This is a genomic window from Pedobacter sp. 05T44, from assembly GCF_056395985.1.
The window spans coordinates 19,895-42,921 of the sequence record NZ_JBFTKO010000019.1 but is presented as its reverse complement, the minus strand read 5'-3'; the positions used below and the strand labels follow the sequence as shown (position 1 = coordinate 42,921).

The 23,027-nt window shown below is 38.6% G+C and carries 19 protein-coding genes; 10 read left to right on the top strand and 9 right to left on the bottom strand.

Annotation, left to right across the window (positions count from 1 at the left end):
* Positions 1-102 precede the first annotated feature (102 nt).
* A complete protein-coding gene (locus tag AC1DDK_RS22275; RefSeq protein WP_172659041.1) occupies positions 103-342 on the bottom strand; it encodes a hypothetical protein in 240 nt (79 codons plus the stop codon).
* Between the two features lie 72 nt (positions 343-414).
* Here AC1DDK_RS22275 and AC1DDK_RS22270 point away from each other — a divergent pair, with 72 nt between their 5' ends.
* Both AC1DDK_RS22270 and AC1DDK_RS22265 read left to right on the top strand, forming a co-directional pair.
* Positions 415-1,944 carry a glycoside hydrolase family 43 protein gene (locus AC1DDK_RS22270; protein WP_337717458.1) on the top strand — a complete coding sequence of 510 codons (1,530 nt, stop codon included), beginning with the start codon at positions 415-417 and terminating at the stop codon, positions 1,942-1,944.
* A complete protein-coding gene (locus tag AC1DDK_RS22265; protein ID WP_172659039.1) occupies positions 1,944-2,639 on the top strand; it encodes a FadR/GntR family transcriptional regulator in 696 nt (231 codons plus the stop codon). The genes AC1DDK_RS22270 and AC1DDK_RS22265 overlap by 1 nt, the downstream gene beginning before the upstream one ends.
* On the opposite strand, the gene AC1DDK_RS22260 is transcribed toward AC1DDK_RS22265, so the two are convergent.
* The 6 genes from AC1DDK_RS22260 to AC1DDK_RS22235 form a co-directional block, all read right to left on the bottom strand.
* Positions 2,636-4,198 (bottom strand): alpha-L-fucosidase, encoded by a 1,563-nt coding sequence (locus AC1DDK_RS22260; protein WP_337717456.1) that lies wholly within the window; start codon positions 4,196-4,198, stop codon positions 2,636-2,638. The genes AC1DDK_RS22265 and AC1DDK_RS22260 overlap by 4 nt on opposite strands.
* A gap of 110 nt (positions 4,199-4,308) precedes the next feature.
* Positions 4,309-5,526 carry a redoxin domain-containing protein gene (locus AC1DDK_RS22255; RefSeq protein ID WP_288883206.1) on the bottom strand — a complete coding sequence of 406 codons (1,218 nt, stop codon included), beginning with the start codon at positions 5,524-5,526 and terminating at the stop codon, positions 4,309-4,311.
* Between the two features lie 121 nt (positions 5,527-5,647).
* Positions 5,648-6,583: an NADP-dependent oxidoreductase gene (locus AC1DDK_RS22250; RefSeq protein WP_172659036.1), complete on the bottom strand. Its 936-nt coding sequence runs from the start codon at positions 6,581-6,583 to the stop codon at positions 5,648-5,650.
* Positions 6,584-6,651: 68 nt separating this feature from the next.
* A complete protein-coding gene (locus AC1DDK_RS22245; RefSeq protein ID WP_477634064.1) occupies positions 6,652-8,556 on the bottom strand; it encodes a hybrid sensor histidine kinase/response regulator in 1,905 nt (634 codons plus the stop codon).
* Between the two features lie 332 nt (positions 8,557-8,888).
* A complete protein-coding gene (locus tag AC1DDK_RS22240; RefSeq protein WP_246269348.1) occupies positions 8,889-9,842 on the bottom strand; it encodes an NAD-dependent epimerase/dehydratase family protein in 954 nt (317 codons plus the stop codon).
* A gap of 6 nt (positions 9,843-9,848) precedes the next feature.
* Complete coding sequence (locus AC1DDK_RS22235) at positions 9,849-10,709, bottom strand: sigma-70 family RNA polymerase sigma factor (RefSeq protein ID WP_477634063.1); 861 nt, start codon at positions 10,707-10,709, stop codon at positions 9,849-9,851.
* A gap of 240 nt (positions 10,710-10,949) precedes the next feature.
* On the opposite strand from AC1DDK_RS22235, the gene AC1DDK_RS22230 reads away from it, so the two are divergent.
* Positions 10,950-11,429 carry an Lrp/AsnC family transcriptional regulator gene (locus AC1DDK_RS22230; RefSeq protein ID WP_172659032.1) on the top strand — a complete coding sequence of 160 codons (480 nt, stop codon included), beginning with the start codon at positions 10,950-10,952 and terminating at the stop codon, positions 11,427-11,429.
* Positions 11,430-11,502: 73 nt separating this feature from the next.
* Here AC1DDK_RS22230 and leuS read toward each other — a convergent pair whose 3' ends face one another.
* Together leuS and AC1DDK_RS22220 are read right to left on the bottom strand one after the other, a co-directional pair.
* On the bottom strand, positions 11,503-14,301 hold the full coding sequence (gene leuS, locus AC1DDK_RS22225) for a leucine--tRNA ligase (protein ID WP_288883209.1): 2,799 nt from the start codon (positions 14,299-14,301) through the stop codon (positions 11,503-11,505).
* 63 nt (positions 14,302-14,364) lie between these two features.
* A complete protein-coding gene (locus AC1DDK_RS22220) occupies positions 14,365-15,549 on the bottom strand; it encodes a chloride channel protein (protein WP_288883210.1) in 1,185 nt (394 codons plus the stop codon).
* Between the two features lie 322 nt (positions 15,550-15,871).
* Here AC1DDK_RS22220 and AC1DDK_RS22215 point away from each other — a divergent pair, with 322 nt between their 5' ends.
* From AC1DDK_RS22215 to AC1DDK_RS22185, 7 genes are all read left to right on the top strand, one after another.
* Positions 15,872-16,750 (top strand): cell division protein FtsX, encoded by an 879-nt coding sequence (locus AC1DDK_RS22215; RefSeq protein ID WP_337717452.1) that lies wholly within the window; start codon positions 15,872-15,874, stop codon positions 16,748-16,750.
* Positions 16,750-16,974 (top strand): DUF3098 domain-containing protein, encoded by a 225-nt coding sequence (locus tag AC1DDK_RS22210; protein WP_048906395.1) that lies wholly within the window; start codon positions 16,750-16,752, stop codon positions 16,972-16,974. The genes AC1DDK_RS22215 and AC1DDK_RS22210 overlap by 1 nt, the downstream gene beginning before the upstream one ends.
* Positions 16,975-16,982: 8 nt before the next feature.
* A complete protein-coding gene (locus AC1DDK_RS22205; protein WP_172659028.1) occupies positions 16,983-17,777 on the top strand; it encodes an undecaprenyl-diphosphate phosphatase in 795 nt (264 codons plus the stop codon).
* The gene (gene truB, locus AC1DDK_RS22200) at positions 17,777-18,502 is read left to right on the top strand and encodes a tRNA pseudouridine(55) synthase TruB (protein ID WP_172659027.1); all 726 of its coding nucleotides are present in this window, start codon (positions 17,777-17,779) and stop codon (positions 18,500-18,502) included. The genes AC1DDK_RS22205 and truB overlap by 1 nt, the downstream gene beginning before the upstream one ends.
* Positions 18,503-18,516: 14 nt before the next feature.
* Positions 18,517-19,368, top strand: a complete 852-nt coding sequence (locus AC1DDK_RS22195) for a YitT family protein (protein ID WP_246269346.1) — start codon at positions 18,517-18,519, stop codon at positions 19,366-19,368.
* A gap of 12 nt (positions 19,369-19,380) precedes the next feature.
* Positions 19,381-20,316 (top strand): bifunctional riboflavin kinase/FAD synthetase, encoded by a 936-nt coding sequence (locus AC1DDK_RS22190; protein ID WP_337717449.1) that lies wholly within the window; start codon positions 19,381-19,383, stop codon positions 20,314-20,316.
* Between the two features lie 474 nt (positions 20,317-20,790).
* Positions 20,791-23,013 carry a cation:proton antiporter domain-containing protein gene (locus AC1DDK_RS22185; protein ID WP_337717447.1) on the top strand — a complete coding sequence of 741 codons (2,223 nt, stop codon included), beginning with the start codon at positions 20,791-20,793 and terminating at the stop codon, positions 23,011-23,013.
* The last annotated feature ends 14 nt before the right edge of the window (positions 23,014-23,027 follow it).

The window sequence follows — 23,027 nt, the reverse complement described above, 5'->3', positions numbered from 1 at the left end:
GGTAATATATTTGTCTCAAAGGACATATTTTATACAATTTAGGACAAAAAATTTATATATCAGATATGGATATAGGCTGATAATATGAATTTCTCCATCGTTTTACTTTAGAAGCGCAATGCTTGCTTCAAGTTCAGATATTTCTTTTTCTCTCTCTTCAATTAAAGTTGTTTGGTTATTAACATCTTTCTTCAGATCAGATATTTCGAGTTTTATTTCAAATGTCTGAGTTTCCTTTCCCAGGTCATTAACGAGATTTTGAACTTGTTTCAAGTTACGTTGTTGATCTGCCAAACTCGTCTTTGCCGCCCCTAATGACTCGGTTAACTCCTTAATTTCCATGATTTTTCAATTAACTCACAATGTACGCATAATAAACCGTTAAAAAATTAAGGTAAAATTCTATCTTGCATTATGAGATTACTTTTTAAATACCTGCTTTTTTTAGCTGTAATCCAATTTACAGCAGTTGTACAGCCTTTATTTGCCCAGGAAATAACAGCAGTTATCCCAGGAGATTTTGCCGACCCCTCAATTATCCGAAAAGGCAATGAATACTATTCCATCGGTACTTCCTCAGAGTGGGGCCCACACTTTCCAATATTTAAATCCACCAATTTAAAAACCTGGAAACAAACAGGCTATGTTTTCAAACAAGCTCCTGATTGGGCAAATGCTTCTTTCTGGGCTCCAGAATATTATTACCACAATAAAACCTATTTTATATATTACACGGCACGACGTAAAAAAGACGGTGTTTCTTGCATCGGAGTGGCCACTTCCAAATATCCTGATAAAGATTTCAAAGATCACGGAATCATTATTGAGTATGGTAAAGAAGCTATAGATGCGTTCGTATTTAACGACAAAGGCCAGCTATACATAACCTGGAAAGCCTATGGTTTAGACGGTAGGCCAATAGAAATACTTGGCAGTAAGCTGGCTAACGATGGACTATCCTTAATTGGCGATGCATTTACAATGATGAAAGACGAGAAGGGCATCGGTCTTGAAGGACAAAGCTTCCTTAAAAAAGACGATTATTATTACATGTTCTACTCTGTTGGAAATTGCTGTGGCAGTAAATGCGATTATAATGTTAGAGTCGCCAGATCTAAAACCTTTCGGGGACCATATGAAAACCATCCAAAAAACCCACTATTATATGAAAATGAATGGTGGAAATGCTCCGGACATGGCACTTTTGTAAACAGTCCTGATGGGAAATACTACTACATTTACCATGCTTATAATAAAGCCAGCAGTGTTTTCACCGGACGCCAAGGTATGCTTGCAGAGCTAACTTGGTCAGGCAAAAATGAGTGGCCAGAGTTCAAAGAATTATCACCTGCGCCAGGTAACCCGTCAGCCAATAATTTCAAGGCTAATTTCTCTACACAAAATCCATCTGTAGAGTGGCAATGGGATTTCAGAAACTCCACACCTAAATTAGCACAACAAAAAGGGAACCTTTATTTATCAGGCAATATTAAAAAAGAAAACAATGCTGGTATTGCGCTAACTATCCGTCCCGCTCATTTGAACTACGAAATGACCACGACCGTTGTGAATCGCAACAACGCTTTAAAAGGCCTGGTAGTTTATGGAGATGCAAATGCCGCAACAGGCATTGGAGTAGTAGGCAATAAAGTTCAGTTCTGGATGGTAAAGGATAATAAAGAAACTGTTTTAAATATAGCTACAATTGACAATCCTGAAACCCCTATTCAATTAAAAATGCTGGTAAAACCTGACTTCACCTGTCGTGTATACTGGAGACAAAAATCGAAAGACTGGAAAGAATTATCCGTAGATGATAAAGCATATTCAATAGATTTTCTTCCCCAATGGGATAGAAGTCCGCGACCTGGCCTAAATTTCAAAGGAGCCTCTACAGCAAATGCCCAATTCTCGTCCTTTGAACTTAACTATTTAGAAAAATAATGGACTTACTTAACTCCATCCGGAAAATTGATACAAGCTCCCTGGTAGATCGCGTGGAGACAAAACTTGTTGAGCTTCTTCAGGCGAAACAACTTAAAATTGGAGATAGTATTCCTACCGAGCTCGAGCTTTGCTCTTCTTTGGGTGTAAGCAGAACTGTTGTAAGAGAAGCGCTATTACGATTAAGAATGATGGGCCTAATCGACACTAAAAAGAAAAAAGGCACCGTAATTACAAGCCCTGATATTTTTGGCATACTCAGCAAAAGTATGAACCCATATATTCTGGACGAGGAAACTTTAAAAGAAATCTTTGAGATAAGATTAACACTTGAAATTGGAATGGCCGACTTCTTATTTCGAAACATCACACCTAAGGACATCAAAGAATTAAAAGCCATTGTCGAAAATGAGCCGGCAATGGCCAAAGATTATCTTTTTGAAATTGATCATGAAATAGCCTTTCATTCCAAACTTTATGAAATAACGGGGAACAAAACCATGAAGAAATTTCAGAAAATGCTACTCCCAATATTTGACTACGTAAACAACAGTGGCATGCTCAAGAAACCAACTACTTATGGAAAGTTTGTTTCGCACAAAGGGCTGGTTGATATCCTGGAAAACGGTTCTCCTGAATTATTCAGAAATGCGATGCGCAATCATCTTGAAAACCATTTTCTAAGATTATCTTAATTACTTGCTTCTTTAGGTGCCTGCTTATAAAGGCCTATTTCCGCAATAGCAGGATTTAACCTCGATGAAACAATCCTTAATCTTATTTCAGAAGCTGTAACAGGAGCAAAACGCAACAGGCGCTTATAACCTATGGTAGTGCCTTTTGCAGCTTCCTTCCACTCATCCCCTGCTTTATATTCTAAAACAAAGTTTTCTACTCGCTGTCCTATCCTCAAATTCTCCTGCAATAGCAACAAATCAAACTTCTTTGATTTTGATAATTTAAGATCAATAACAACCGTACTGTCACCAGGTTTGGTAGCCCAAACTGTATTATCTTTGCCATCAAACAATACACTTGATTTTTTTGCATTGCTGCCTTTAACTACTGCACCTGCCAGCAAGTTTACTGCAAATGTATTGTCCTTTTGTTTCTTAAAACCCTGCAACGACTTAATATCGCTATCACTAATCAAGCCTCTGGTATCTGGAGGTATGTTCAATAGCAAAACGCCATTCCTTCCAACCGAGCTGTAATAGATATCCATTAATTTCTCCGGAGATTTAACATCCTTGTCTTCGGTAGTATGATAGAACCATCCTGGACGGATTGAAACATCGATCTCTGCAGGGTACCATACCAGACTTTTTGCTTTTGCAATTTTTGATCTGCTGCCCAAGTCATTTGCCATCATATCTCTCGGTGCGAATTCAACTTTCTGCTGCGAGTTTTCAGCTATTTTTTCGGTCTTTAGTTCATCACCAGGCACAACACTCCATTCAGTCTCCCTGCCATAGCCGCTTTCCGTTCCTACCCATCTTACATCTGGTCCTGAAACCGCAATAGTAGCCTTAGGTTGCAGTTTACGAATCAACTCATACCATCTGTTATACTCATAAACCTGTTTTTTACCGGAAGGGCCCTCGCCGTTTGCACCATCAAACCAAACTTCATCTATCTGTCCATATTGAGTTAACAATTCCGTAAGCTGGTTAATGAAATAGTTATTGTATTCCATGCTACCAAAATATTTCGAATTGCGATCCCATGGGGACAGATAAATTCCAAATCCGATACCGAATTCCTTACATGCATCAGCGGTTTCCTTTACAACATCTCCTTTCCCTTCTTTCCAGGGACTATTTTTTACAGAATGTTCTGTGTATTTACTTGGCCACAAACAAAAACCATCGTGGTGTTTTGCTGTTAAAATAATTTGCTTAAAACCGGCTTCCTTACAAACCTTAACCCACTGCCTCGCGTCCAGATCTTTCGGATTAAATATTTTAGGGTCTTCAGATCCATCCCCCCATTCTTTATTGGTAAAGGTATTTATCCCGAAGTGTATAAAAGCGGTTAATTCTAACTGCTGCCACCTTAATTGCCGGGCGGCAGGGACTACATTAGCAGCTTTTTTTACAATATCCTTTTCAGTATCTCCAGGATTAATTTCAACATAGTTTTTATTGGTAAAGATCTGAGCAGAACTACTGTTTGGTAAGCCCGCGCAAACAACCAACTGAAGCCCTATTAATAGGATCCAGTTTAGCCTGTTAAAATAATACCTCTTCTTCATAATCTGATTAAATTGAATAATGATCAACTTCAAAGAAAGCTTGATTTTCATTATCAATAGTGTAATTTTTTGTCAAAACATTAAGTGATTTTGTCAAAAAACAGCTTAGTCTATTTACTTAGCAAAGTATTCATAACCTCTTCAAATTCCTTTTTATACTGCACAAAATACTCGCCGGTACCAGGGCCATAAAATGAAGTGTTAATATGATTCACCAAGCCTTTTTTATCTAATATGATACTTGTAGGGAAAACTTTAATGGCGGTTAACTGAGGTAAAGTCTTTTCTGTTTTTTCAGGATCTCCGGCAGTAACGCCAGTAATTAGCATTGGATATTCAACCTTAAACTGTTGCTGAAACTTTTGCAGGCTTTTTCTCGACCTTGCCTCATCTGTACTTAATTCATAAGCTAGTGCAATCACCTCTACACCGCGGTTTTTATTCTTGCGGTAATAGTCGCTTAAAAAAGCCATTTCGTCCATACAGTTAGGGCACCAGGAGCCCATTAGCTGTAAAACAACCACTTTATCTTTAAATCTTTTATCATTTATAGATACCACATTACCTTCAAGGTCTTTAAAACTAAAATCCAGTCGGCCACTTTCTCCTTCCTTAAGCGCAGTTACCGGAGCTTCCAATTTAACATTGGAGTCTTTTACGGCAGTCCATTTTTCTAATGACGTAGCACCGCTATACAGTGTACCCTTAATGCTATCTCCCTTAATTTTAGCAGAGAAAACAAGCGCGTGTATACCATCAAAAGTTGAGATCATTAGGGAATCACCGATTATGGTGCCATCAAGATAACGGTAATCGCCAGAAGGAGTTAGCACTGAACCACCTACTTTCTGACCATTTTGCGTGAACTCTCCAATTGCCAGTCGCTCAGACTGATCAGCCCTGGTAAACTCAATCTTCCATTTCCCTTTAACAGATACCTTACCGGCACTTCCTTTTGGAAAACGGCTGGCTTTTGAGGTGGCAGAGAACGGCATAACCAGATCTTTAACAGATCCGCCCTTTATCCATACACCATTTAAACTGTCCTTATTGATAATTTTAACCCTAAACGACGACTCGAATACGGGCATTTTTATTAAAAGCGAATCTTTAGAGATCCATGTCATTTCTGTTTTAAGTCGTTCAGTATCATTTACCACATAGCAAATTGTAGTATTACCTTGCTTTTGAATTCCTAGTTCAAAAGGTATTTCGTTTCCATCTGCCCGATGCAATACTGCTTTCCATTTTCCTTGTTGCAAATTAATCTGCGCATTGCAGAATAGAGAAAAGGCCGTTAGAACAGCCAATAATGCATATCTTACCATATTTCTAGTACTCTTAGTCCATGCAAAGGTAGCTGAATCGGTACTGACGAGGGTAAAAATATTTCATACGAAAGTAAAAAACAGCCATATGATAGAAAAAATCTACAAAAAGACTAGAGTATTAAACCTTAATAACAATCTTTCCCTGAGTTTTTCCGGTTTCGAGTGAGAGGTGCGCTGCCTTCATCTGGTCAAAATCAAATACTTGCGACACATGAGATTTGACGGCACCACTTTCCAATAAAGCGGCAATTTTTTTCATCTCCTCGCCATCGGATTGTACCATAATCGGATAACCAATCATCCCCTGTGCCTTAGCTTTTTCGGCTACTGCATCATTTTGTCCAGATGGAATGCTAATAATTGTCCCTCCCTTTTTCATTACTTTTAAAGAGTTGTCGATATTCTCGCCCCCAATTGCATCAAGTACAAAATCAATATTACCTGTAGCATCTTCAAAAGCCTGGCTTGTATAATCAATATGTTCATCAGCCCCCAGGCTTAAAACAAAATCTCTTTTAGCAGCAGATGAAGTTCCTATCACATAAGCTCCAATATGTTTTGCAATCTGCACAGCATAGTTTCCTACCCCACCCGCAGCCGCATGAATTAGTACACGGTCGCCCTTTTTTATTTTTGCATGATCAACAAGCGCTTGCCATGCCGTTAAGGCAGCTAAGGTAGCCGCAGCAGCTTCTTCGTGGGTAACATTAGCAGGCTTTAAAGCAAGATGACTTGCAGGAGCAGCTGCATACTCAGCATAGGCCTTCCCATGTCCCGGGAAATTTATCATTCCAAATACCTCATCGCCTTCTTTAAACAATGAAGATTTAGATAAACTAACAACCCCCGATACATCCCAGCCCAGAACAATAGGATTCTCGTCTTTTAGCTTTGCGGCGCGTCCTTTACCTATGCGCGTTTTAACATCAACCGGATTTATGCTAATGGCCTTTATTTGTATAAGCACTTCTCCATCGTTTATTGATGGCACTGGCAACTCGGTATAAACCAAATTATCTACACTKCCAAAATCCTTTAACATGATACTTCTCATTTGCTGAACCAATTTATATTGCAAATTACAAAAATTGAGTAGGTTTGAGTTCCTATGAGATCATAAAATCAATGCAGGTATTGTCTGATCTTAGAATGCAGCTCTGTGGGACTAAATGGTTTTGCTACATAATCATCAATGCCAGCTTCTAAAATCTGTTTATTAATTTMTGTGAGCAGAGATGCAGTTAAAGCGATTATTGGAAGCTGCTTAAATTTATCATCGCCGATAGACCTTATTACTTTTGTTGCCTCATATCCATCCATTTTTGGCATTTCCAAATCCATCAATACAAGGTCATAATGGTTGTCTATTACCTTCTCAACTGCTTCAGTACCATTTACTGCGCAGTCTATGTGGAGCCCCCATTTTTGCATAAACTTACGGGCAACAATTACATTTATCTCGTTATCCTCAACCAAAAGTATCTTATAACCCGCAAGGCTCGAAAAATCAGAGACTACCCCAGGCACAGAAATATCGCCTGCCTTCTTTTTGCTTTTCTTAAATTGCAGATTAAATAAAAAACTAGCTCCCATGCCAACAGTACTCTTAACAGAAATACTTCCACCAAGTAACTCTATTATCTTTTTTGTTATTGCAAGGCCTAAGCCTGTTCCGCCAAAAACTCTGTTTGTATCGGAACTTGCCTGGGTAAAACTCTCAAAAATATAATCTTTCTTATCTGCATCAATACCAATTCCGGTATCTGTTACCGCAAAATCTATATCCACCAAATTACCCACTGCCCTGTTCAATGATAAATCAATAATAACAGAACCCGAACTTGTAAATTTAATGGCATTGCTTACCAGGTTATTCAATATCTGGGTTAGTCTTGTTGGATCGCCAATTATCATAGTTGGCAAATCTGAGTCTACCTTTACTTTAAACTTTAGCCCCTTTTCTTTTGCTGCCAAACAATGCGTTTCTTTAACATTATTTACCAGCTCTATTAGGTTAAAGTCAATCTGCTCAAATGAAATTTTTCCGGATTCTATTTTACTATAATCCAAAACATCATTTATCAGGTCCAAAAGATTCTCACTAGAGAACTTTAAAATCTTTAAACTATCTATCTGATCGGGCTTAGGGTTTTCCTGCAATAGCAAATTGGTCATACCTATTACCGCGTTCATTGGGGTTCTTATCTCATGGCTCATGTTAGAGAGGAACTGTTGTTTAGCCAGAGCCGCATTTTCGGCTACTTGTTTTGCCATCAGAAGCTCTCGTTCTGCCTGTTTTATTTCGGTGATATCTGTTACAGCTCCAACAACTCTTATTGTTTTACCATTCTCAACTATTGGAATACCAATGCTCCTAAAACACTTCTGAGTACCCTTAGGTATAAGTTCAATATTATATGGCAACTGATTTTCAATGGCATTTTTCATTCCCTCCCTAATTAACTCTGCACCATTGTCTTCATACAAAATTGCAGCATCATTTAGGGAAGTTGTTTCCTCATTAATCCCCAGTAATAGCTTCATGTTTTTTGTTCTGTAAACCAGGTCTGCTTCTATATCGTACTCCCATCCCCCCGTCTTACTTATTTCTTCTCCGGTATTTAGCAACTCAACTGTCTGCCCCAATTTTATCTTAGCCTTTCTTAGTTCCTGCTCCACATCGTTTTGCTGAGTGATGTCTAAAATGGAACCGATGACACCTCCCAAATCAAATGGATCCGGGCGAAGTGTAACATCAAGGAGTATAACTCTCCCTTTAATTTCCATGTCAGTGATAAATTTAAGCGATTCGCCTGCCAGTGCACGACGCATCCGGGTGCCAACAGCCGGGTACAATTCAAAGATATTTTTTCCTACAGACTCATTGTCTTTAACTCCAAACAGCTTTAAACCCAGGCCTACCGAGCGCGTAAATATGCCTTCTTTATTTATTCTGAAGATGACAACAGGAACGTTGTCGAGTAACATTTGAAAAAGATAAATCTTTTCTTCTATTGATTCTTGCATTGTTAGCGGCCAGCAAATAACAGTTTTTTATTGAACCATATTGCAATTTGCCCGCCAAAGTTTTATAAACACAAAAGCCGGCTTTAAGAAGCTGGCTTTTGTACCTTCTGTGTATGCTGTGCCTGCCCTTCGCGGATCACCCACTCACAGGACTTTTTTGTCAAAACAGACTTGAATTATTTTATAATCTAATTTAACGAATCTTATCCCAGGTTCTAGCAAATGTTATAAACAAATTAACATTTTTAAAGTCATAAAAAAAGCAGGCGCTCCATCCGGATACTGCCTGCTTTTGAACCTAAATTTACCAATTACTTCTAATTGTATTTTCTTTATGGATATACTTCAATATTACTAAGCATATCTTTCACCATTTTTTGCAAATCAAATGCAGGTTTCCAACCCCAATCTTTACTCGCTACACTATCGTCAATGCTTTGAGGCCAGCTGTCGGCAATCTGTTGACGGAAATCAGGAACGTACGAGATCTCAAATCCAGGCACCTCTTTAGCTATTTGTTCATAAATTTCTTTTGGAGTAAAGCTCAGAGCACTCAGGTTATAAGCCGTACGTACAGACAAAGACTCCGAAGGAGCATCCATAAGCTCCAATGTTGCACGTATTGCATCATGCATATACATCATTGGCAAAGCCGTATCTTCTTTCAAAAAGCAGGTATACTTTTCGCCCTTAACTGCGCTGTGAAAAATATCTACAGCGTAATCAGTTGTTCCACCTCCCGGCGCACCTGTATAACTAATAAGCCCCGGATAGCGCACACTGCGCACATCAAGTCCATGTTTTTCAAAATAATACTTGCACCAATACTCTCCGGCAGCCTTACTGATACCATAAATTGTACTTGGCTCAGTAACGCCCTGCTGAGGGCAATTTTGTTTTGCAGAATCAGGGCCAAATACAGCTATGCTGCTCGGCCAGAAAACTTTTCCTACTTTATATTTAACAGATAAGTCCAGAATACTTAATAAGCTTTCCATATTCAGGGTCCAGGCCGCCTGAGGATTACGCTCTCCGCTTGCCGAAAGCATTGCTGCCAAATGATAGATCTGCGTAAACTTATTTTCAGCGATAAGGCTTTCAAGTGCCTCCTTATCCATCACATTTAATTGTATATAAGGCTGTTTCTCAAAAGAAACATCTTCTTTGGGTCTGATGTCCGCAGCTAATACATTTTCCTTTCCGTATCTCTCTCGTAGTTCATCGGTTAGCTCCCTTCCAATTTGTCCAAGGGCACCAATGATTAGTATATATTCTTTCTGTTTCATGTTCATTTATAAATATTGTCTGAGGCGTTTTGCTCCCTCCTCCTTACCAAGGTTATGTAACGCTTGATATTTGATCTTTCTAACACTTTCTTTACTAAGGTCAAAAAGATCAGCAATGTCTTCAAGGTGCATTGCTTCGTTACCTTGCAGTCCAAAACTGAGCTGGATTATTCTGCGCTGTCTGTCTGGCAGTTGATTTAACAATTTCCTGAGGCTGTACTTTAGATCCTGAGATTGCAGTACTGTATCTGGCGCATCTATAGAAGTATCCTCAAGAAACACCAGCAAACCAGGTTTCTCTTCGTCATCACCTGCGGTATCCAAAGAAACTGCATGGCCCGGACTGTATTGATAGGCTTTTAATTTATCAAGTGCTATTCCGGTATATTCAGAAAGTTCCTCATCGGTAGGCAACCGTTCTAGTTTCTGCTCCATCTCCATTTCCGATCGCCACAATTCCTGTATATCATTAACCTGGTTMATCGGAAGTCTGATCATACGCTTGTAAGTACCAATGGCCATCATCATAGACTGGCGGATCCACCATACCGCAAAAGAGATAAACTTAAACCCCCGGCTCTCATCAAACCGTTCGGCAGCTTTAACCAAACCAGCATTACCTTCCGAAATAAGATCAGCAAGAGGCAAGCCCTGTCCCTCGTATTTTTTTGCTACCGAAACAACAAATCGAAGATTCGAATTTACAAGCCTTTGCAATGCTGAAAGATCTCCTGCCTGAATCTTACGTGCCAGCATTACTTCCTCTTCTGCACTCAACAATGGATACCCCGCAATATCATTCAGATACCTGCGAAGGGAATCATGGTCTCGTTTAGTAAAGGATTTCTCTATCTTGATTTCTCTCATGCTTAGCACATTGCAGCCTGCGGTTGCATGGGCTAAAGTTCTAAAGTTGATTTGTTATAACCTTGGATATTGGATTTATCCGCAAATTATTCATAACGCGCCCTTATCATCAGAATTAAATTTTGCCCTTAAAAAAAACTGTAAGTAATCCCCAAATTTTGTTGTCTTCCATTTGTTAATATGAGCTGAATGTTCTTTATTTGTATCACATCTAAACGTATATAAAGCTGTCGTGGTTATATGAATACAACCATCTTAGATCAGACCGATCTGGATATTCTTCGCCTGCTGCAAAAGGACGCAAGGCTTACTAATAAAGAATTAGCCCTTAAATTACATAAGGGGAGCAGCACTATGTTTGAGCGTGTGAGTCGGCTTAAAGATCTTGGATATATTACCGGAAGTGTCACACTAATAGACCGCAACAAATTTGATGAACTTTGGATATCCTTTACTCAGGTTCAGTTAAACGACCATAGCGGCGAAGCACTTATTGCGTTTCAAAACGAAGTAATCCGTTTTCCCGAAGTATTAGAATGCTACCATACAACAGGGGCTTTTGATTTCCTGTTAAAAATTGTGGTAAGTGATATGGCAGGTTACAATAAGCTAATTGTAGAGAAACTGGCAAAGCTTAAAAATGTAGGTTCGTTACAGAGCTGTTTTGTGGTTAATGAAGCGAAAAGAGAATTGGCCTATCCGTTAAAAGACAGAATATAAAGCCTTCGTCGAGATGACGAAGGCAGCAGAATGATGATAGCCACATTAGAACTAAGAAGGGCGTCGTATTACTCTAAATCACAATATTTACAATCCGCCCTTTTACTACAATTACCTTTTTAGGTGCTTTACCCTCAAGGTATTTCTGCACGTGTTCATCAGCTAAAACAGTTTCTTCAATCTCTTTAGGCTCTAATGCAAGGCTCAAGTTCATGTTTAAACGGGTTTTACCATTAACCGAGATTGGATAACTGAACTCGTCCTCTACCATATACGCAGGGTTAAACTCAGGATACTTAGCATAAGACAAACTTCCTGCATCGTGACCTAATAAAGCCCATAGTTCTTCACAAATGTGCGGTGCATAAGAAGCAAGTACAACAACCAAATCTTCAAGTATCTGGCGGTTCTTGCATTTTAAATCTGTAAGCTCATTAACGGCAATCATAAAGCTCGACACAGAAGTATTGAACGAGAAACGGTCAATATCATCCTGAACCTTTTTAATGATCTTGTGCAAAGCTTTCAATTCTGCTTTTGTTGGCACAGAATCACTAACATTAAACTGCCATGCCTCGTTATGGAATAGACGCCAGAATTTACGTAAGAACTTAAACACACCTTCTATACCATTAGTATTCCATGGCTTGCTTTGCTCCAATGGTCCAAGGAACATCTCGTACATCCTTAAGGTATCTGCCCCGTAGCTTTCGATCAGCACATCGGGGTTTACCACATTAAATTTGGATTTAGACATTTTCTCTACTTCCACTCCGCAGATGTATTTTCCATTCTCAAGGATAAACTCTGCATCAGCAAACTCAGGTCTAAACAACTTAAATTTCTCAATATTCAGAATCTCATTCTCTACAATATTTACATCAACATGCAAAGCAGAGGTTTTGTAATCCTTCTTTAAACCATGAGAAACCAAAGTATTGGTACCACGGCCTTCATCATCAACCACGCGGTATACAAAGTTACTTCTACCTTGTATCATCCCCTGGTTAATCAGTTTCTTAAAAGGCTCCTCTTCCTGCACATATCCTAAATCCTTTAAGAATTTATTCCAGAAACGGCTGTATAATAAATGGCCGGTTGCGTGCTCAGCACCACCAATATATAAATCAACATCTTTCCAGTAAGCAATTGCTTCTTTAGATGCAAAGTCTGAATCATTTTTAGCATCCATATAACGATACCAATACCAGCTAGACCCAGCCCATCCCGGCATAGTACTCAACTCATATTCGTACTGATCATCATAGCTCCAATCTTCTGCACGGCCCAATGGTGGCTCGCCTGTTTCAGTTGGAAGGTATTTATCAATTTCAGGAAGCATTAACGGCAGTTCCTCTTCTTTAATCAAATATGGCAGACCATTTTTGAAGTAAACAGGAATTGGTTCGCCCCAATAGCGTTGTCTGCCAAAAATAGCATCGCGCATTCGGTAATTTATCTTGGCTTTCCCTACTTCTTTTTCCTCTAACCAGGCATTTAAAGTTTGGGTAGCCTCAGTATAATTCATTCCGTTTATAAAACCAGAATTGATGTATTTACCCTCTTTGGTGGCATCTGCCTGATGCTCGATATCTTTTTGTGCATCAAGAATCTGTACAATAGGCAAATTAAAATGAGTAGCAAAAAGCCAGTCGCGCTGATCGCCACTAGGCACGCCCATTACGGCACCGGTTCCATAACCAGCAAGTACATAATCTGCAATCCAAAGTTGGATTCGTTCTCCACTTACCGGATTAATCACATAGCTACCTGTAAAAGCGCCTGATACGGTTTTTGTATCGGCCATTCGATCCAGCTCTGATTTCTTTTTTGTTTTAGCGATGTAAGCATTAATATCATCCAGTTGTGCTGCTGTAGTTAATGCAGTAACAAGTTCATGTTCTGGCGCTAAAACCAAATAAGACACACCAAATATTGTATCCACACGTGTGGTAAAAACTTCTATATAGTCTGCAATACCTTCAGGAGCATTTTCTATAGCAAATTTAACACTTGCCCCAACGCTTTTTCCAATCCAGTTACGTTGCATCTCTTTAACCGGCTCTGGCCAGTCAATTGTATTTAAGCCTTGCAGCAAACGCTCCGCATATGCAGAAATACGCATACTCCACTGCATCATTTTCTTTTGCTCTACCGGGTATCCGCCTCGTTCAGAATATCCGTCTTTCACCTCATCATTAGCAAGCACAGTTCCCAATGCAGGGCACCAGTTTACAGTACTTTCTCTTAAATAAGTAAGGCGATATTTTAATAATTCTTCCTGCTTCTCTTCGCTGGTCATAGTTGCCCAGTCGCTAGGCAGGAAAGATTTAACCTCTTCATCGCAAACCGCTTTTACATCGGCACTGCCCGAAGCATTAAATTTCTCAATTAACGTAGTGATATCTTCAGCTCTGTCTGTTTCCAGGTTATACCAGGAATTAAACAATTGCATAAAGATCCATTGAGTCCACTTATAATATCCCGGATCGCTGGTACGTACTTCTCTGCTCCAATCAAAAGAAAAACCAATTTTATCCAATTGCGCTCTGTAGGTATTGATATTCGTTTCGGTAGTTAAAGCCGGGTGCTGACCGGTTTGTATAGCATATTGCTCTGCCGGCAACCCAAAAGAATCATATCCCATTGGATGCAATACGTTAAATCCTTTTAATCTTTTATACCTGGCAAATATATCGGAAGCGATGTAACCGAGTGGATGACCCACGTGTAAGCCTGCCCCTGATGGGTAAGGAAACATATCGAGAACGTAAAACTTAGGTTTTGTTGTATCTTTTTCTGCTTTAAACGTTTGATTTTGAGCCCAGAACTTTTGCCACTTCTGTTCTATTTCTTTAAATTGGTAATCCATTACTGCTAATTCCTTTATATCCCGCGAAAATAAAGAAATTAAGGTGGTTACAGAAAAGTTTGGCTAAGAAGTTTTTATTTGCCTTCGGCGATGTACATCTGTAAGTGAAAATTTACCGAACAAAAAGTGCTTTGGCGCTTTGTTTTCGGAGGCATTATAGATGCTGTGCGCTCCTGAAATAAGGTATGCAACCACACAGGCCACAACAACATAAATACCACAGGAAATTCCAAAAAGTTCCATCGCCATTGCGCAGCAAGCCAGCGGAGTTTTTGCAGCACCGGCAAAAACAGCTGCAAAACCCATACCTGCCAGGAGCCCAACAGGCAAAGGCAGCCAGAATGAAAGTGCACTGCCTAGCGTTGCGCCAATAAAAAAGAGCGGAGTAACCTCGCCACCTTTAAAGCCTGCACCAAGCGTAACTGCTGTTAAGAGTATTTTTAAAGCAAAGTCCTGAGGTTTTGAACTTTGCAAAAAAGACTCAACTATGGTGGGTATACCTAAACCAAGGTATTTATAAGTACCTAACAACGAAACAATAGCAATAACCAATAAGCCCCCTGCAAAAGGGCGCATAGGTGCGTATTTAATATTTTTAAATATCAGAGATAATTGATGGGTCAATTTTACAAATATTACCGCAGCGATGCTGAAAAACACCCCTGCAATAGCGCTGTAGGCAATTCCTGTTAAAGAAAGCCGGGGAATTGAATCGATATGATAATGGGTATGCCCCACTCCCCATAAACTGGTAACATAAGCCGCTAAAAAAGCTGTTGCAAATGCAGGTATAACTGATTTGCACGGAATTTTGCCTAGTAACAACACCTCAATACCAAAAATGGCCCCGGCAATTGGGGTTCCAAAAACTGAGGCAAAACCAGCACTTAGACCTGCAATAAGAAGCACTATCCGCTCTTGCTTGCTCAAATGAAAAATTTTATGAAACTGATCTGCCGCAGCAGCCGACATCTGCAAAGCTGTGCCCTCCCTACCTGCAGAACCGCCAAAAAAATGTGTGGCAACAGTACCGATGAGCACCAGAGGAGCCATCCTGAATGGAATAATATCCTTAGGGTTATGGATAGTATCAAAAACAAGGTTATTACCCCGTTCAACACTTTTACCCGCATAATGGTAAATCAAACCAATTGCCAACCCTCCTAAAGGCAGTAAGTAAAGAATATACGGATGTTTGGTTCTAAAATTTGTTGCCAGATCTAATGATGTTAAAAATATTGCTGACATTGTGCCTGCCACGAAACTAAGTAAAATGATTATTAGCAACCACTTGCCTAATTTATAGATGAATTTCTTATCAATCATAATGCAAGTCAAATATAATACATTTAAAATTCTTAGGGGTAGGTCCACGTTGAGTCCACAGTGAGTCCACGTTTTTCTTAAGGAAAGGTGGACTCATCCTCGAACAAGTGTAGAACCAACGTAAACTCAACACTATTTAAACACAAATTCCGTTATAAGTTTTTGAAGTTTTGAAGTATAAAAGGCATATAATTTAAATTAGTTGCTTATATTTTTTATTTTCGCAAAACATAAAGACAAATACATGGAAGAATTTGAAGTGAGCGATGCTTCTAAGAAGACAAAAACCATTTATATTTCTACAATCTTCAGTATTGCATTGGTTTTATTAATGCTGGGCATGTTGGGCTTGATATTGGTACACGCAAAAAACCTTTCCAATTACGTGAAGGAAAATATTGTGCTAAACATAATTGTAGATGAAGGCGCCAAAGAAACAGATGTGTTGCAGTTTCAAAAGGAACTTAATGCCAATCCGGCTATTAAGACCACTCAATATGTAAATAAGGAAATGGCAGCCAGAAACTTAACTAACGACCTTGGCGAAGATTTTGTTAATTTTCTTGGTTACAACCCTTTACTGTCAACAGTTGATGTATACTTAAAAGCAAATTACGCAAACAACAAAAGTATCGACACATTAAAGGCAAGTATAGCTAAAAACCATGTGGTTAAAGAAGTCATTTACCAGAGCTCATTAATTGATATGGTAAATAAAAACATCAATACCATAGGATTAATTATTCTGGGCTTTGCTGCTATTTTGTTAATTATATCTGTTGCATTGATCAACAATACAATAAGACTTGCCATTTATTCTCAGCGTTTTTTGATTAAAAGTATGCAACTGGTTGGGGCTACAAGAAGCTTTATCCGCAGACCTTTTATTTTATTAGCTGCTTTACACGGATTAATTGCGGCATTTATTGCCATCCTGATCTTACTAGGCATATTATATTATGCGCAGAGAGAGATCCCGGAAATTGTAATTCTTAGAAATTATACTGAATTTGGTATTGTTTTACTTGGCCTTGTGGGGGTAGGTATTTTTATTACTGCTATAAGTACCTCATTTGCCGTTAGCAAATATTTACGTTTAAAAATTTACGACCTTTACAGATAATGATAGAAAAAAAATCTACTCCTGTACATCAGGATTCAAAATCAGAATTAGTTTTCACAAAAAAGAACTATCAGTTATTGCTTATTAGCATAGCTATTGTTGTATTCGGCTTCATTTTAATGATAGGCACAACAGATATATACGACTTCAGAAAAACATTGCTTGCCCCTATGGTGGTATTAGCCGGTTTCGGTTTTGGAGTTTATGCCATATTAAAAAAATAGGTTAGCACATGAATTATTTACAGGCCCTTATCCTAGCTATAATAGAAGGGCTAACGGAGTTTTTGCCGGTTTCATCAACCGGCCACATGGTTATTGCCAGTTCCTTTATGGGAATTGGGAAAGATGAATTTGTAAAGCTTTTTGAAGTAGCCATACAACTAGGCGCAATCTTAGCCGTAGTGGTACTTTACTGGAAAAAGTTTTTTGATTTCAGTAAATGGCAGTTCTATATTAAACTAATCATTGCGGTTATCCCCGCTTTATTTTTTGGGTTCTTATTAAACGACTTTATAGACAACACTTTAGGCAATCCTATATTTATTGCAGTGGTATTGCTGCTTGGTGGTATTGTATTGTTGTTTATTGATAAGCTATTCAAAAATCAGACTGTCAATCACGAAAGCGAGATCAGTAACCTGACTGCTTTTAAAATTGGATGTTTTCAGGTGCTTGCTGTTGCATTTCCGGGTCTAAGCAGAAGTGCGGCAACAATAATTGGAGGTATGCAGCAAAAATTAACAAGACATGCTGCAGCAGAGTTTTCTTTTTTCCTTGCTGTACCTACTATGTGCGCTGCTACCGGCTACAAGCTTTTGAAAGGATATGAATTACTGAATGCTGAAAACGTTAAACTGTTGCTTTTCGGAAATGTTATTGCATTCATTGTAGCGATAATTGCAATAAAATCATTCATCGGATTTTTATCTAAACATGGGTTTCGGATTTTTGGCTGGTATAGAATTATTATAGGTGTTCTGCTTCTTGTACTATATTTTTCGGGAGTTGAAATGAACGTATTGTAATGAGTGAGGATAAAGAAGAACCGATAGTAACAAAAACATTTCCTGATTTTAATTTTGCCGAAGGTGAGCTATTACTCATCAATAAACCATACAAATGGACAAGTTTTGATGTAGTTGGGAAAATCCGCAACTCATTAAAACCTTTGAAATTAAAAGTTGGCCATGCCGGCACTTTAGATCCGCTGGCTACAGGTTTATTGATACTTTGCACAGGGAAACTGACTAAACAAATTGATACTTTTCAGGCCGAAGAGAAAGAGTATACCGGCACTATGGTTTTAGGTGCTACTACCCCATCCTTTGATCTGGAAACTGTTGCTGATCAGGAATTTCCTTTAGATGGAATAACAGAAGAAGCTATTTATGCCGCTACGGCTCCATTTATTGGCGATATACAACAATACCCACCTGCACACTCTGCTGTAAAAGTAAATGGAGAACGTCTTTATGTGAAAGCAAGAAGAGGCGAAGAAACAGAATTGCGTTTACGTAATGTGACCGTTTCTGCGTTTGAAATTACCAGAATAGCACTTCCCGAAATTGATTTCAGAATTGTTTGCAGTAAAGGAACCTACATCAGGTCATTGATTTCTGATTTCGGTAAGCAGCTTAACAATGGCGCATACCTGTCAAAACTTACCCGCACACGCAGCGGAAACTTTTTACTTGAAAATGCTTTTGAGGTAGCAGATTTAGTTAGCTATCTTAGACTTAAAAAAGAATAGCTATGCGTGGCCAGATGAAATCCAAAAAACTTAACATCGCCAAAAACATATTTTTAATAATATGTGGCATTGTTTCGGCTTGTTTTGGATTGAAAAGCTTTTTGCTGCCTAGCGGATTTATAGATGGCGGAGTAACTGGTATATCGCTGCTAGTTAGCAACATTACTAAACTCAACCTTTCCTATCTGATCATCATTATTAACATTCCCTTTGTTATTTTGGGATATAGACAAATCGGGAAAGTATTTGCCATTAAAACATCTGTTGCAATATCATTACTCGCTATTTTACTTATTGCAGCCCCGTTTAAACCGATTACTCATGATCCCCTGCTGATTGCTTTTTTTGGAGGTCTGTTTTTGGGAGGCGGGATTGGATTGGCCATGCGTGGCGGCTGTGTAATTGATGGTACAGAGGTATTGGCCCTATACATCAGTAAAAAGAGTACCCTAACTGTAGGTAATATCATTCTGATTTTAAATATCATCATCTTCGCAATCGCTGCAATATTTTTAGGTATAGATAAGGCATTGTACGCTATCCTAACTTATTTATCTGCATCGAACACGGTTGACTATATTGTAAATGGTATTGAGCAGTATACCGGTGTTACCGTGATCTCAGAAAAAAACGACCGCATTAAAAAATTCATTATCAACCAAATGAAACGGGGGGTAACAATTTATAAAGGCGAAGGAGGATACGGAGAAAAAAAGGATATAGACATACTTTATACTGTGGTTACCAAACTTGAAATGAGCAAGTTGCAAACTGCAATAAGACAGATCGATCCGGATGCGTTTGTGATTCAGCAACAAATTGCCGACATAAAGGGTGGCGTAGTAAAACGCCAGGCTTTACATTAATTTAAAACTACCTTGAAAATATATAATCACTTTTCGGAATTTAAGAAGCTAAACAACGCAGTTGCAACTATAGGAACTTTTGATGGCGTACATTTTGGCCACCAGAAAATTATTAAGCGACTGTGTGAACTTGCAAAATCAACTGGCGGTGAAAGTGTGATATTAACCTTTTTCCCCCATCCAAGGTTAATTATTGACCCAGAGAATCAGGATTTAAAAATGATCAACACGATTAATGAAAAGGCTAAAATATTAGGTAGTCTTGGTGTAGATCACCTAATTATTACACCTTTTACACGTGATTTCTCTAATCTGACACCTGCAGAATACATCCAGAACATTTTAGTTGATACAATTGGTATCAAACACCTGATTGTTGGGTATGACCATCGTTTTGGTAAGGATAGAAAAGGTGGTCTTCAGGATTTGGAAGCTTTCTCTAAGAATTTCAACTATAAAATTGAACAAATACCGGAACAGGATATTAATGATGTTGCGGTAAGCTCTACAAAAATACGTACGGCGCTGCTGGATGGCGACGTTGCACTTGCTGCCAATTACCTTGGCTACAACTTCTCTATTTATGGCAGGGTTATTAAGGGCGATAAAATTGGACGTACTATTGGTTTCCCTACTGCAAATATATTTGTTGAAGAAACTTATAAGCTAATTCCCTCTGATGGGATTTATGCGGTAACCGTTGAACTGAATAATCAGGTATTTAAAGGAATGGCATACATTGGTCAGCGCCCGACAATTAATGGAATGACCAGAAACATTGAAGTAAATATATTTGATTTTAACCAGGAAATTTATGGACAGGATATCAAGATGACCTTCCTCGAATTCCTCAGACACGACGTTAAATTTACAGGTCTGGAAGCATTAAAAGTACAGCTACAAAAAGACAAAGAAGCAACTTTAGAATATTTCAGAAAATCGTCATAACCTCATTTAAAGCCACTTTTATTCTAAATAAGGGCTTTTTTTTCGTATATTTACGACAATGAGGCCATTATTTACTCTTATACTAATCGTTTTTCTCCATCTTCTTTCTTTCCATGTAGTAAATGGGAAAGGTCTTGACGCGGAAAAAACTAAACATAGGGGATTGAGTATTAATGCAAAAAAAACGTTGGTTTTTAGCAAGAAAGGCAAATCATCACTTCAGAAAATATCATTCGAAGATCTTCCCGCGCTGCAACAAGTTGTAAAGAAAACCGCTTTTGGAATTTTTCTTCCTTTTAAGCGGCAGGACAATCACTTAGCCCTATGCCCACTGATTGGAAACTATTATAATTCTTTTTCATTTTCTAGTTACTCCTATATTTTTAATTTTTTGTACCCAAAACATGTTTTTTGGTAATTATAATTTATACTGCTGTTACACAATAAATTATACATTAAAAAATACGCGTTTCTATGATACATTTACCAGTATTAATTACTGATTTAGGTTTAATCCTTGCTGCCGCAGGGATAACTACTCTGCTTTTTAAAAGAATTAAACAACCACTAGTACTTGGCTATATTCTGGCCGGACTGCTTGTGGGCCCTCATATTAAATTTATACCGACTGTTACTGATAATGAAAGTATTCATATCTGGGCAGAGATTGGGGTTATCTTCTTATTATTCAGTTTAGGACTTGAGTTTAGCTTTAAAAAGCTGGTAAAAGTGGGCGGCTCCGCCTCTATAACGGCTATTGTTGAGGTTGTATTTATGTTGCTGATTGGGTTTGTAGCCGGCTTGGCTATGGGCTGGTCTACAATGGATAGCATATTCCTCGGGGGTATATTGTCCGTATCCTCTACTACAATTATCATTAGGGCCTTCGAAGAACTGGAAGTAAAGCATAAAAAGTTTGCAGGGCTGGTTTTTGGTGTGCTCATTGTTGAAGATCTTGTGGCTATTTTATTGTTGGTATTGCTATCAACGCTGGCCGTTAGTCAACAGTTTGCAGGAGCAGAGATGTTGATATCGATTCTGAAACTTTGTTTCTTCCTGGTCTTGTGGTTTATAGGAGGTATATTCCTTGTTCCTACTTTTTTAAAGGCTACAAAGAAATTAATGAACGATGAGACCATGCTTGTGGTTTCTATCGCTTTGTGTTTACTTATGGTATTACTTGCTGTTAAGGTAGGCTTCTCTCCTGCTTTGGGCGCATTTATCATGGGATCAATATTGGCTGAGACCACGCAGGCCGAAAGGATAGAGCACCTTACAAAATCGGTTAAAGACTTGTTTGCTGCAATTTTCTTTGTGTCGGTCGGTATGTTGATCAATCCGAGTATTCTGATTGATTATGCTGTTCCAATTGTTGTAATTACTTTGGCCACTGTTTTAGGGAAGTTCTTAAGCTCCGGATTGGGCGCATTGGTTTCTGGCCAGCCTTTAAAAACATCGGTACAAACAGGTTTAAGCTTAGCTCAAATTGGAGAGTTCTCTTTCATCATCGCKACCTTAGGATTAACTCTTAAGGTAACCAGCGACTTCCTATACCCTATTGCAGTTGCAGTATCAGCCATTACAACTTTTACTACTCCTTATCTGATTAAGTCTTCTGAACCTTTCTATTTATTTCTGGAGCGCAAACTTCCTAAAAAATGGGTGGAAGGCATCAACCGATATAGCTCAAGTACTGCCGGTATAACTACATTAAGTGATTGGAAAACGCTGCTCAAATCGTACACCTTTAACCTTATTATACACTCGGTTATTCTTATCGCCATAGTATTTTTGGGTTCCAAATACCTTCAACCATTTATAACCCAGAACCTGATTAATGGTAATAACGGCATTGTGATCAGCTTAATAGTTACCCTATTTATAATGACCCCATTCTTATGGGCCCTTGCCATAAGAAGAATTGAAAGAAAGGCTTATTCTCATTTATGGCTGAATAAGAAATATACCCGGGGGCCGCTAATTGCGCTTGAAATTTTACGTATTTCTTTGGCTATTTTCTTTGTTGGCATTTTAATTTATCAGTTCTATAGCACCTGGATTTCTATTGTTATTGCAATTGCCCTTATTGTGCTATGTATGTTTGTTTTCTCAAGAAGATTACAAGGTTTTTATAACAAACTTGAAAGCAGGTTTCTACTTAATCTGAATGCCAGAGAAGCTCAAAATGCACAGCCTGAAATATTGCCATGGGATACCCACCTGGTAGAGCTTACGGTTGCACCTGAATCAACACTTGTTGGAAAAACCCTTATCGACTTATCTGTAAGGGAAAAATACGGAGTTAATATTGCATTAATTGAACGCGGAAAAATTATGATCCCGACACCGGGAAGAGATGAACGGTTGTATCCTAATGATAAGGTTTTGGTAATAGGGACAGATGATCAGCTTGCGGCTATAAAAGAGCTATTTGAAGGAAGTATAGATGACAATTTGCAATCTAGCTTCCCTAAAGAAGATATGGCACTCCAAAAAATAGTGATCAACAGCAGCTCCCCTGTTTATGGGCAGACCATTCGCAATTCGGGAATACGGGAAATGACCCAGGGCCTTGTTGTGGGGATCGAAAGAAATGGCGAGCGGATACTAAATCCAGATTCGACACTTACATTTGAGAATGGCGACATTGTGTGGATTGTAGGAAACAATAAGAAAGTTCCTGAACTACTAAAGTAAATTACAGATTTTGA